This window comes from Rhizobium sullae (genome assembly GCF_025200715.1).
Classification (GTDB): Bacteria; Pseudomonadota; Alphaproteobacteria; order Rhizobiales; family Rhizobiaceae; genus Rhizobium; species Rhizobium sullae.
In genome coordinates this window covers 2,747,134-2,759,627 of sequence record NZ_CP104144.1, presented here as the reverse complement: position 1 = coordinate 2,759,627, position 12,494 = coordinate 2,747,134, and the positions used below count along the sequence as shown (strand labels likewise).

9 protein-coding genes and 1 pseudogene are annotated in these 12,494 nt (G+C 60.3%); 5 read left to right on the top strand and 5 right to left on the bottom strand.

All coding sequences use genetic code 11. From position 1 onward, the window contains the following. Window positions 1–288 precede the first annotated feature (288 nt). Window positions 289–882: a TetR/AcrR family transcriptional regulator gene (locus N2599_RS34070; protein ID WP_027511561.1), complete on the bottom strand. Its 594-nt coding sequence runs from the start codon at window positions 880–882 to the stop codon at window positions 289–291. 270 nt (window positions 883–1,152) lie between these two features. On the opposite strand from N2599_RS34070, the gene N2599_RS34065 reads away from it, so the two are divergent. The 3 genes from N2599_RS34065 to N2599_RS34055 are packed head-to-tail and all read left to right on the top strand — an operon-like array spanning window position 1,153 to window position 4,897. Next, window positions 1,153–1,629, top strand: a complete 477-nt coding sequence (locus N2599_RS34065; protein ID WP_027511560.1) for a (2Fe-2S)-binding protein — start codon at window positions 1,153–1,155, stop codon at window positions 1,627–1,629. Continuing rightward, window positions 1,626–2,609: an FAD binding domain-containing protein gene (locus N2599_RS34060; protein WP_027511559.1), complete on the top strand. Its 984-nt coding sequence runs from the start codon at window positions 1,626–1,628 to the stop codon at window positions 2,607–2,609. Before N2599_RS34065 ends, N2599_RS34060 begins: the two co-directional genes overlap by 4 nt. Next, entirely contained in the window at window positions 2,606–4,897 is a 2,292-nt protein-coding gene (locus N2599_RS34055; RefSeq protein WP_027511558.1) for a xanthine dehydrogenase family protein molybdopterin-binding subunit, read from the top strand. Before N2599_RS34060 ends, N2599_RS34055 begins: the two co-directional genes overlap by 4 nt. Before the next feature lie 79 nt (window positions 4,898–4,976). On the opposite strand, the gene N2599_RS34050 is transcribed toward N2599_RS34055, so the two are convergent. Next, complete coding sequence (locus N2599_RS34050) at window positions 4,977–5,438, bottom strand: helix-turn-helix domain-containing protein (RefSeq protein ID WP_027511557.1); 462 nt, start codon at window positions 5,436–5,438, stop codon at window positions 4,977–4,979. Window positions 5,439–5,756: 318 nt separating this feature from the next. On the opposite strand from N2599_RS34050, the gene N2599_RS34045 reads away from it, so the two are divergent. Beyond that, window positions 5,757–6,959 (top strand): MFS transporter, encoded by a 1,203-nt coding sequence (locus tag N2599_RS34045; RefSeq protein ID WP_027511556.1) that lies wholly within the window; start codon window positions 5,757–5,759, stop codon window positions 6,957–6,959. A 172-nt stretch (window positions 6,960–7,131) separates the two neighbouring features. Here N2599_RS34045 and N2599_RS34040 read toward each other — a convergent pair whose 3' ends face one another. From N2599_RS34040 to N2599_RS37740, 3 genes and pseudogenes are all read right to left on the bottom strand, one after another. Further along, a complete protein-coding gene (locus N2599_RS34040) occupies window positions 7,132–7,614 on the bottom strand; it encodes a GNAT family N-acetyltransferase (protein WP_027511555.1) in 483 nt (160 codons plus the stop codon). Between the two features lie 50 nt (window positions 7,615–7,664). Next, a complete protein-coding gene (locus N2599_RS34035) occupies window positions 7,665–9,392 on the bottom strand; it encodes an adenylate/guanylate cyclase domain-containing protein (protein ID WP_027511554.1) in 1,728 nt (575 codons plus the stop codon). 430 nt (window positions 9,393–9,822) lie between these two features. Continuing rightward, window positions 9,823–10,071, bottom strand: a pseudogene (locus N2599_RS37740) (recombinase family protein); the annotation flags it as partial. A 274-nt stretch (window positions 10,072–10,345) separates the two neighbouring features. Here N2599_RS37740 and scpA point away from each other — a divergent pair. Beyond that, window positions 10,346–12,484 (top strand): methylmalonyl-CoA mutase, encoded by a 2,139-nt coding sequence (gene scpA / locus N2599_RS34025; protein ID WP_027511553.1) that lies wholly within the window; start codon window positions 10,346–10,348, stop codon window positions 12,482–12,484. The last annotated feature ends 10 nt before the right edge of the window (window positions 12,485–12,494 follow it).

Genomic DNA, 12,494 nt, shown 5'->3' with positions numbered 1-12,494 from the left:
GGAAATCTCGAAAATGCGATTTTAACGCCGCGATGGCTATGAAACCGCATTTAGCGCCGATTCTCATTTTCTTGCAAGGCCATTAGACTTAACAGCGGGTTAAAGCCTCTTTCTTAGAGGTTTTCGCACAATTCTCAGTCGCCGCCGCACGCATTTGGCACTCGGCCCAAAAGTACGGCTTACAGAACTCAACTGGCCTTTGACTTCAGTAACGAAACGAAGACTAATCATATCATCGTATTACCTGGAAGAGCCAAGCGTCCGAACAAGCCGAATCGGACGGCCCAATCAACCAGACTTATTCGCACCCCATTTAAGTCCATCCATCAGCAGGCGGATTAGCCTGCCTGTGCGCTCACGCCATTCGGGCGAGTCGGGCATCGAATAGATGCTGGAAAGCGCATGCAAAAGGTCGGTGCTCTCCACGTCGTTGCGGATCATGCCCTTTATGGCCGCGTTGTCCACCAACTGTCGAAGAGCACCGGAGATGATACCAGAGCCTTCGGCAAAGAGCTCCGAGTTGGAATTGAGCAAAATCCGCAGGCTTTGTGCCATGCCGCGCTTGGCGGCGATGTAGTTGACGAAACGGTGCATCCATTCCTCAAGGGCCTGGTCGGCCGGACGCGTGGCCGCAAGATCGCTAGCGGCTGTCGCCAGATTCTGCAGTTCCCGCCGATAGACAACCTCGACCAGATGTTCGCGCGTCGGAAAGTGGCGGTAAAGCGTACCGATGCCGACACCGGCGCGCCGGGCGATCTCCTCCAGCGAACCTTCGACGCCGTGGTCGGCGAAGACGACAGCCGCAACGGCGATCAGCTTGTCGCGATTGCGCAGCGCATCGGCACGCGTGCGCCTTTCGGTTTTCGCCTCGCCTCCGGCCATTGCCTTTCCGGTCAAAAGCCTCTCCTGCGGATAGGGGCTTGACGCTGCCGCGCGAGCCGCTAGTTTAATCGGAGGCGCCTCCGTTTAAGTAGAGTGCCTTGCACCTGTTATCGCAGAAAGAGGCGGAAAGTCATGTCTCAATTGCGCAGGCGCCCTAGATGAAAGCGAATCCCGCAGAGGCCAGGCTTTAGCTGGTTCACGCACTTTGCGATTCAAGACCGGCAACTTTCGATCACGATGCAAATTCTTCCGTCAAGGCAGGAGAACACCATGACCCGGACAATCAACCTCAGGCTTGATATCAACGGCACGTCACACGCGCTTGCTGTCGAACCGCGTGTGACGCTGCTCGATGCACTACGTGAACATCTGGTTCTCACTGGCACGAAGAAAGGCTGCGACCAGGGGCAGTGTGGCGCCTGCACCGTCCATATCGATGGCAAGCGCGTGCTTGCCTGTCTTACACTCGCGGCTCAGGCCGAAGGGCGGCAAGTCACGACGATCGAAGGTCTGGCTGGGGCGGATGGCGGCCTTCATCCGGTCCAGGCGGCATTCCTTGAGCATGATGCTTTCCAGTGCGGCTATTGCACGCCAGGCCAGATCATGTCGGCGGTTGCCTGCATTCGCGAGGGTCATACGGGTTCCGATAGCGAGATCCGCGAATATATGTCCGGTAATCTCTGTCGGTGCGGAGCCCACAACAGCATCGTTGCGGCGGTGCGTGAAGCTGCGGAGATGGCCCGATGAAAGAGTTTTCCTATCTCCGCGCGTCGTCGACTGACCAGGCCCGTGAGGCAGTCGTCCGACATGGCGCGATGCTGATTGCCGGCGGCACCACGCTGCTCGATCTTGCCAAATGCGGTATTGCCGAGCCGGAAACGGTCGTCGATATCACCTTTATTCCCGACTTGAATTCAATCTCATCGACCGAGACGGGCGTTACGATCGGTGCGCTTGCCAAGATGGCCGAGGTTGCTGAGCATCCGGTCATAATGGAAGCGTTCCCAGCGGTTTCGGAATCGCTGTCATTGGCGGCATCCGCCCAGCTTCGCAACATGGCGACGATCGGCGGCAACCTCCTTCAGCGCACCCGCTGTCCGTATTTCCGCGATCCGGCAGTTTTTAAGGCCTGCAACAAGCGCGAACCGGGCTCGGGATGCTCGGCAATCGGCGGGATCACCCGCAATCACGCAGTCCTGGGTACCAGCGCGCATTGCATCGCCGGCAATCCAGGCGATCTCGCGGTAGCGCTCGTCGCTTTCGACGCCGTGATCCATCTCGGCGAGCGGCAGATTGCTGTCGACGACTTCTTTGTGGCTCCGGGCAACACGCCGCATCTGGAACACAATATTGAACGCGGCGAACTCATAACCGCCATTTCTATCCCCGCTTCGCAAGCGGCCCGGTGTTCCACCTATCTCAAGGTCCGCGACCGGCAATCCTACGAGTTCGCCGCAGCCAGCGCTGCCGTCGGCCTCGCGCTGGAAGATGACGGCAAAACGATCCGTGACCTTCGCGTTGCACTCGGAGGGGTTGCGACCAAGCCGTGGCGCGCCGGCGCGGTCGAACGTGCCTTGATCGGCAAGACGCTCGATGCCGCCGCGATTGCAAAAGCAAGCCTGCTCGCGATGGAAGGTGCCGTAGATCATGGCGCCAACCGCTACAAGATCGATCTGGCGCCGCGGGTCGTTGCCCGCGCCATAGAGAAAATGGGAGGTCTCGCATGACCGTCATGGAAACGAAGATCAAGCGCGGCGACGCCGCCGATGGCGTGCTCGGCGGGCGCCTGTCGCGCATGGACGGACCTGCGAAGATCACCGGCAAGGCAGTCTACGCGATCGAAAACCAAGTCGACGATGTCGTCCATGGCGTGACGATCCAGAGTACGGTGGCGGCAGGCACCATCAAATCCATGGACATTTCCGCGGCTGAGGCCGCCCCTGGTGTGCTGCTCGTGCTGACGCCCGACAACATCATGCAACTCAAATCGGCAACCACCTGGGCCGGCACGCCTGGTCCCGAAGGTCCCTATCTCGCGCTGACGAAGGAGATTACCTTCAGCGGACAGCATGTGGCGGCCGTGATCGCCGAAACGCTCGAGCAGGCAACCGCGGCAGCGGCGCTGATCGACGTCAGCTACGACGAAAAACCGGCAATCTTCGGCTTTGATGATCCACGGGCAGGGGACGGCATTGCCGTCGAGCAAATGACGATCGAATGGGGCGATGCAGAAGGCGCGCTGGCTGAAGCCCCCGTTCGGATCGAACACGAATATAAGACACCCCGTGAATACAACGTGCCTATCGAACCCCATGGGCTGATCGCCAAATGGGACGGCGACGTGCTGACGCTTTGGGAGCCGAGCCAATGGGTGGACGGCATGGCGCGCAGCTATGCCGAGTGGTTCGGATTGCCGTTCGAGAACGTCCGGATTATCTCCCCTTATATCGGCGGCGGTTTCGGCTCAAAGGCGCTTTCGCTTCCGCATGCGGCGCTTGCAATCATGGCGGCAAGGAAACTTGGCCGTCCCATCAAGCTCGCGGTCACCCGTCCGCAGACATTCACGGCCTTCGGCGGCCGCCCCGCCACCCGGCAGACGCTGGCGCTCGGCGCAACGAAGCAAGGCAGGCTGCTTTCGATCGTCCAGCGCGGTGCCAACGAAACCGCGATGACTGGTGTTGCCGTCGAGCCGCTCGGTGCCGTTACCTCGATCATGTATGATGTTCCGAACTTCAGCTCGAAGCAGAATATCATCCCGGTGAATACGGTTCTGCCCGGCGCGCTCCGGGCGCCCGGCGAAAATCCCAGCGCATGGGGCCTCGAGTCGGCGATCGATGAACTCGCCTATGCAGTCGGCATCGACCCTGTCGAAATCCGCCTGCTGAACTATGCCGAGCGCGACCCGCATGCCAAGATCCCATGGTCGACGAGACAACTGCGCGAGGCTTTTGCCGCAGGTGGGGATGCCTTTGGCTGGCCGAAACGCTCGCCTGAGCCTCGTTCCATGCGGGACGGCAAGCAGCTGATCGGCTGGGGCGTGGCAGCCGGCACCTATCCGGTGCGCCGCACGCCCGGCGAGGCGCTTGTCCGAATCCTTGCCGATGGTACAGCCGAGGTTGCAAGCAGTGGCATCGACATGGGCCAGGGAACCTATACAATCCTGGCTCAGACGGCCGCCGAAGTCCTCGGCATCCCGGTCGAGCAGGTCCGCGTCAATCTCGGCGACTCGGCCTTGCCGCGTGCGCCCGTCGCCGGCGGCTCGCAGCTCGCGAACCTGATGACAGGTGCCGTTCATAAGGCCGCCCTTGCCGCGCGCGACGAGTTGATCGGGCTTGCCCTCAATGACCCGAACTCGCCGTTCCGGGATGCGCAGGCAAATACGCTGACGATCTCCGAAGGGCGGATCTTGCCGCCGAGAGAAGGTGATGGCGTTGCGATCATAGATTTCATGCGGCAAATTGGCCGCGAAAAGGTCGAGACGCTCCGCGATACGCTGCCGGAAGACAAGCGGGAGGGAGAAGATCGCTACGACAACTTCACGACGATGATGACGATGAAAGCGCCTACCGAAGGCGGCTATTCGCTTCACAGCTGGTGTGCGCATTTCGTCGAAGTCCGCGTCGATGAGGATCTCGGCACCGTTCGCGTGTCGCGCATGGTTTCAGCGCTCGATTCAGGCAGGCTCTACAACCCGAAGCTCGCCGAAAGCCAATGGCGCGGCGGTATCATCATGGGTATCGGGCAGGCGCTTATGGAGGAGGGTATTGTCGATGAACGCTATGCCCGCGTCATCAACAACAACTTGGCGGATTATCTCGTGCCCACCAATTCGGACGTGCCGGATCTTGAGGTCATTTCCGTCGGCATTCCCGATCACCATGCGTCCGTGCTTGGCGGCAAGGCTGTCGGCGAATTGCCGATCGTCGGGGTGGCGCCCGCGATCGCCAACGCGGTCTTCCACGCGACCGGCAAGCGCATTCGCGAGCTGCCAATCACGCTCGAAAAGCTGATTTAAGCGGCGATGCCTTTAGGGCGGCCGTCACTTACCCCGGCAGAAGCCGGGTAAGGACTTCATGAGTTGCGCAGCGTTCCCATCAGCCGTTCAGCGGAACACCCGTTTCCGATTTTGTGGTGCCGGCATCCATATCCTGGCGGTCTCCGGCTTGGGCCATCGCCTTGACCAGCGAAAGCACCTTTTCGCGCACGGTGGCGTCCGTAATTTTCAGAAACGCGCGATTGAGCGCCAGGCCCTCCTTCGAATGCAGGAATTCGCCGACCGGATCGGTATTCCCGGAAAGCTCCAGTCCGTCGAGGCTCAGCGGCTTAGAAGGATCCTGCTGGAAGAAGAAGCTCGGCGGTACGGCGAGCACTTCGGCAATCCTCTGTAGCCGGCTCGCGCCGATGCGGTTCATGCCCTTCTCGTATTTCTGCACCTGCTGAAAGGTAACGCCGATCTGATCTGCCAGCCGCTCCTGGCTAAACCCCAATAACAGTCTGCGCATCCTCACGCGCGAGCCCACATAGATGTCGATTGCATTTGGAGCTTTTGCATTCATTTCGTTATTTCCATGGACTGTGTTGAGGGGGCGCCTTTTCGAGGCAGCATCGCGGGCGAAGTGATTGTGTATGAGCATATAGGAAAATTCAATTGATACTTTCGTGTGGCATGTCCATTCGCGCAGCAATAAAGGCGTTCCAGTGAAAAATTAAGGCACCGGCGTACCGATCTGGCAAAAACTGGGCTGTAACTGACGCCTAGGTTGCGATAAATGCATCCCCAGGCGGCCGTTGCCGAAAGCCTTGGCTCCGTTCGTTAGAATCTTCTTCATGAAAAGTGATAGCGGCATCAGCAGCGAGCCGCGGGAGTAATGCCTATGGCCGTATTGAGCGAGACCGCGCCCCGTTTCGAGAAGACGACAATGTCGATCCTCGTGGCAGTCAGCTTCTGCCATATGCTGAACGATATCATGCAGTCGCTGCTTGCCTCGCTTTATCCGCTCTTCAAGGCGAATTACGATCTCGATTTCGTCCAGATCGGACTTCTGACGATGACGTTCCAGGTCACAGCTTCCCTGTTGCAGCCCTTGGTCGGGATCGTCACCGACCGCTGGCCGATGCCCTATTCGCTGCCGGTCGGCATGGCGAGCACCTTCTGCGGCCTCATTCTGCTTGGCAACGCAGGAAGTTTCGAGCTGCTGCTGGTCGCCGCCAGCCTCATTGGTTTCGGTTCGGCCGTCTTCCATCCGGAAAGTTCGCGCGTCGCCCGCCTTGCCTCCGGCGGCCGTCACGGTTTTGCGCAGTCCTTCTTCCAGGTCGGCGGCAATGCCGGGCAGGCGATCGGCCCGCTGATTGCGGCCTTCATCGTGTTGCCGTTCGGCCAGCATAGCGTCTCCTGGATTTCTGCCATCGCCATGGTCGGTATTGTCGTGCTCGGCTGGGTCGGCAACTGGTACATGAGCCACCGCCGGCAGAATGCCGGGAAGCACGCCATAAGCCGCACTCTGCCCTTGCCGCAGAACAAGGTGGTCATCGCACTCACTATTCTCGTCCTGCTGACGGCAACGAAGAACGTCTATATGGCGAGCGTGTCGAGCTACTTCACATTCTACGTCATCGAGAGGTTCCAGCTCGATGTGCAGCAGGCGCAGCTCATGCTCTTCCTCTTCCTCGGTTCGGTCGCCGTCGGCACCTTCCTTGGCGGCCCGATCGGGGATCGCTTCGGGTCTCGTTTCGTCATCTGGTTCTCGATCCTTGGCGTCATCCCCTTCGCATTGCTGCTCCCTTATGCAAACCTCCTCTGGACCGGCGTGCTCAGCGTCGTCATTGGCCTCGTCTTTGCCTCTGCATTCTCGGCGATCGTCGTCTTTGCGCAGGAACTGGTGCCCGGCCGTGTCGGCCTGATTGCCGGTGTGTTTTTCGGTTTCGCCTTCGGGGCAGGAGGCCTGGGTGCTGCCTTCCTCGGTGATTTCGCCGACAGTCATGGCATTGAATTCGTCTACCGGATCAGCTCGTATCTGCCGCTGCTCGGCCTGCTCACGGTCTTCCTGCCGCGCATTCCGAGGCGCAACGCTGCCTGAGCCGGCCGCCCACGCACCCTATATAATCTACAGCTGCCCTTCCGGCCCAACGACATGACCTCAGTGTCGACTGAGGACAGAAGCAAGCACTCGGCGAGGGGTTAAGCTCGTAAGGGATTGACTCGGGAGGGCCTGTTACAGAAGCGGCCGCTATGTGCCTGCGCATAGCCAGTCAGAGCGATCGGTGCATTACCAGGGTGTCCACGAATCCCACAATCGGATGCTCGAAACCGTGCGGAATCGTTCCGACAACGTCGAATCCAAGATGACGCCAAAGCTTGACCGCGCGTTTGTTGGTACTGACCACGCAGTTGAACTGCATGGCCCGGAAGCCTCGCGCAGCCGCGTGTCTCAGAGAGTGCTGACACATCGCCGTCGCGACGCCTTGGCCGACCGAGTCCGGCGCGGTCATATAGCCGCAGTTCGCGACGTGGGCACCGCCGCCCCGATGATTCGCATGCAGATAATAAGTTCCTATCACCAGTTCGTCTGTCTCTGCGACGAACACCTCGTAATCCGGGGAAAACCAGTATGACAGCGCGTCGGATCTGCTCCAGTCACGCGGCAGCGCGTAGGTTTCGCCTGCCCGCAAGATGGGCTCGACTATGCTCCAAATCGCGTCTGCGTCGGCAAATGTGGCTGTGCGAATGGTCAGCAAGGCTAGATATCCAAATTTGCACGGGTGGGTTGCGGCCACGTCCGGCCCTACCGTGGCAGGCCGGCGTCTTCGTAGCCATCGATGAAATGCTGTCGATCGGCCTGGTGCCGGAACGGTTGTGTGCTTGCCCAGTGCTGGATTGAAAAGCTTGGGTTCAAGGCGAGGAATTCCCTTGCTTCTTCCTTGGCCTCTTCCATATGCCCCAGCCGCGCCAGACTCGCAGCCAGGATGCGTTGCGAGCCGAGCCGGTGCGTTGCCTCATGCCGAAGCGTTTCGACAGCATCGGCGTATTGACCCGCTGCGTATTGGGCGAGCCCGAGAAGCCAATAGTACCACCCCGGCGGGTGCGGATTGAGGCGAATGGCGTGGCGCAAATGTCCGATGCCCTCGATAGCCTCTCCCTCGAACGCCTTCAGTTGCCCCAGGAACGCCCAGGCATCGGCATGATTGGGGTTGATCCGAAGGGCCATGGCCAGTTCCGCCGCGCCTTCATCCGGCTTGCCATCGTAGATCAGCACGTCGCCGAGGATTGCATGGGCCACTGCATTTTCCGGGTCAAGCGATACGGCGCGCCGGGCGGCCGCCAGAGCCAGCGAATGATGTCGCTCTGGAGCATCCAGCCAATAGGCCCACGCGAAATGGTGGCTCATCGAGAGCCATGCGTGAGCATCGGCGAAGCCGGGATCAAGCTCGATTGCCCTTTCCAAGAGCGGCGGCGCGGCCCTGTTGCTTTCGGGAGACTGAATCACCAGCACTCGGCCGCGGACGAAGAGATCATACGCTTCGAGACTTGCCGTCCTACGTGTGCTGAAGGTCACAGCGCCCGGCAACACGCCGGACAGGGCACTTACAATCGTATGGACGACCTCGTCCTGCAACAGGAAGACGTCCGCCAAATCTCGGTCGAAGCGATCAGCCCAGAGATGACTGCTGTCCGTCGCGTCGATTAGCTGGGCATTGATCCGCACCCTTGCCTTCTCCCTGCGCACACTTCCTTCAAGCACATAACGCACTCTCAGATCCCTGGCGACGGAGCGGACATCGACTGACCTCCCCTTGTAGGCGAATGTAGAGTTGCGTGCGATCACCAACAGACCGGGCACCTTCGACAAGTCAGTAATCAGGTCTTCCGCCAGACCGTCAGCGAAGTACTCCTGCTCGGGATCGCTGCTCATGTTCGTGAATGGCAGAACGGCAATCGAAGGCTTGTCGGCGATGGTCTTGAATGTGGAAATCACAACAGGCGGCGTGCCGGAAACGCGGTAGATGCGCACTGGCAGGGCAATGTTCTTCACGGCTTGGGCCCCGAGATCCTCGAAACCAACCTCGATCTTATTTCGAACGTGGTCGTAGATCGTTCCGGAGATAAGGATGCCGCCTGGCTCGGCGGTGGTTTCCAGTCGCGCAGCGATGTTGACGCCATCGCCATAAAGGTCACTGCCCTCGACCATCACATCACCTAAATTGACGCCAATGCGCAGCACGATACGGAGCTTCTCAGGCAGAGCGGCATTGGCGGCAGCCATCGCATGCTGCACGTCTACGGCGCATTGCAAAGCATTGACGGCGCTGGCGAACTCCACCATCACGCCGTCGCCAGTCACCTTAAAGACCCGGCCATGGTGCCTGGCGACCAACGGCTGCAGCACTTGCTTACGTCGGGACTTGAGCGCGGCCAGCGTGCCGGCCTCATCCGTTTCCATGAGGCGGCTGTAGCCAACGACATCGGCAGCCATTACGGCGGCGAGTCGACGCTGGATGTGTTCGTCGGTCATGTTCGGCGATTACTCACATCAGAAAGCAGTCCGGCAGTGTACCGACGCTTCATGACCGAGTCTATCAGTCCGACCCCGGACTACCTCGTAGGAAAGGTCAGGAACGGATCATGAGCACTGGTCGCGGCCAATGTCTGCTTTCTGGCAAGAGCAACGGCTCAAGAAGGTCAGCAAGGGTCATGGGAGGCGGTCGCGCGAATGTCGCTTATCGGGCAGCGAAAATGGGTCGATAAAGGGCGAGTTTAGGTTATGACCATTGGTTGCACGCAATGTCAGTTATCGGGGAAGGAAATCGGCGTATAAAGGTCCGGATAGGGTCATGGCTTGCTGTAAAACTTCCCCGAACCAAGGTACGAGATGGGGTCGTCGAGAGCGGCCGGAGAAGGGGGACGCTGTCTGCCTCGCATGCTTCAGGTTTCGCGCTTGCGAGGCTGAGCAGCTTTTCACCATCAGCTCTCAATTCACCGTTCGATCCGACGAAGCCGTAGAGCGTCTGCCGGGTAATCCCGAGTTCCTCACAAAGATCGCGCACACTGGTTTCCGGTTTCCCAATTACTGCATGCGCGAGACGCATCTTGGCCGGGGTCATCTTGAAGCGACGACCGCCATGTCGTCTTCTTGCGCCGGCTGACGGCAGACCGGCTTTGGTCCGTTCAATGATCAGTTCTCGTTCGAACTCCCGGCGCGCTGGTCATCGCCGGGCTGCGAGCGTTTCGACATGGCCCTCGTCATGATCGGTGTGTTCGTTCTCGGCTTAGCCGGCTTCTCTCTCAACGGTCACGCCTATGCGCTCGAATCCTACCTCCTGCGCTGGCGGTCGAGACAGGCGCGATAGGCGTCACGCTGGCCATGGAAATCGCCGGCTTCCTGCGTAAATTATCCTAAGGCCCTATCGCGTCGCATGCGCTTCGAGTGATAGCGTACGGTCAAAACCAAAAATGCCGGAGGAAAACATGGCCAAGAAGACGACTGCGGATTGGGCGGCATTAGCGGAGAAGGAACTGCGCGCTCCGCTCGGGACGTTGACCTGGCGCACACCGGAAGGCATCGACGTCAAGCCGCTCTACACGGCCGCAGATCTGGAAGGCGCTGGGCATCTCGACTCCCTTCCGGGATTTGCGCCTTTCACCCGCGGCCCGCGCGCCACCATGTATGCCGGCAGGCCTTGGACGATCCGGCAATATGCGGGGTTTTCGACGGCTGAGGAATCCAATGCCTTCTATCGCCGCAATCTCGCCGCCGGCCAGAAAGGTCTCTCCGTCGCCTTCGATCTCGCCACCCATCGCGGCTACGACAGCGACCATCCGCGCGTCGAGGGAGATGTCGGCAAGGCCGGCGTGGCGATCGACAGCGTCGAAGACATGAAGATCCTCTTCGACGGCATTCCGCTGAGCGAGATGTCCGTGTCGATGACCATGAACGGTGCGGTGATCCCGATCCTCGCCTCCTTCATCGTTGCAGGCGAGGAGCAAGGCGTATCGAGGGCAGAGCTTTCCGGGACCATCCAGAACGACATCCTCAAGGAGTTCATGGTCCGCAATACCTATATCTATCCACCCGAACCCTCGATGCGGATCGTCGCAGACATCATCGAATATACGGCGAAGGAAATGCCGAAGTTCAATTCGATCTCGATCTCGGGCTATCACATGCAGGAAGCAGGTGCGACGCTGGTGCAGGAGCTCGCCTTCACGCTGGCCGACGGCCGCGAATATGTGCGGGCCGCCATCGCCAAGGGCCTGAACGTGGACGATTTCGCCGGACGTCTTTCCTTCTTCTTCGCGGTCGGCATGAACTTCTTCATGGAGGCGGCAAAGCTGCGCGCCGCCCGCCTGCTCTGGACCCGGATCATGGAGGACTTCAAACCGCAAAAATCGGCCTCGCTGATGCTGCGCACCCATTGCCAGACCTCGGGCGTGTCGCTGCAGGAACAGGATCCCTACAACAATATCGTCCGCACGGCCTTCGAGGCGATGTCGGCGGTGCTTGGCGGCACGCAGTCGCTGCACACCAATTCCTTCGACGAGGCCCTCGCGCTGCCCACGGAATTTTCCGCCCGCATCGCCCGCAACACACAGCTCATCCTGAGCCACGAGACCGGCGTCACCAAGGTCGTCGATCCGCTTGCCGGCTCTTACTACGTAGAAAGCTTGACCAAGGAACTTGCCGACAAGGCATGGAGCCTGATCGAGGAGGTTGAGGCGCTTGGCGGCATGACGCGCGCCGTCAACGACGGCCTGCCGAAGCGGCTGATCGAGGAAGCCGCTGCCCGCCGCCAGGCGGCGGTTGACAAGGGCGACGAGATCATCGTCGGCGTCAACAAATACCGTCTCGACAACGAACAGCCGATCGACATCCTCGATATCGACAACAGTGCCGTGAGAACGTCGCAAATCAAGCGGCTCGAGGAGACGAGACGGCGGCGCGACGGCGCCAAGGCCGCTGAAACGCTCGCAGCCCTCGCGGAGGTGGCGCGCAGCGGCAAAGGTAATCTGCTCGAAGCCGCCATCGAGGCGGCGCGGTCGCGGGCCACCGTCGGCGAGATAACGGATGCGATGCGCCGGGCCTTCGGCGATCATGTGGCGACACCCGAGGTCGTCCGGGATGTCTACGGCGAAGCCTATCGCGGCGAGCCGGAACTCGCCGTTTTGAAGAACCGCATGTCGACGGTAAGCGAGGCGCTGGGCCGCAAGCCGAAGATCATGGTCGCTAAACTCGGCCAGGATGGGCACGACCGCGGCGCCAAGGTGATCGCGTCAGCTTTCGGCGATATCGGCTTCGACGTACTGACAGGCCCGCTCTTCCAGACACCGGAAGAGGCCGCCCAAATGGCGATCAGCGAGACGGTCAACGTCATCGGTGTCTCGTCGCTTGCCGCCGGCCACAAGACTCTGCTGCCGCAGCTCGTCGAGAGCTTGAGAGCCAAGGGCGGCGGCGATGTCATCGTCATCTGTGGCGGTGTCATCCCGCGCCAGGACTATCAGTTTCTGGCCGATCACGGCATCTCCGCCGTTTTCGGCCCCGGCACGAACGTCCTCGATGCCGCCAACTCCGTTCTCGATCTCCTGCAGGGGATCCGGCGCAACCGGTAGCGGTTAAACA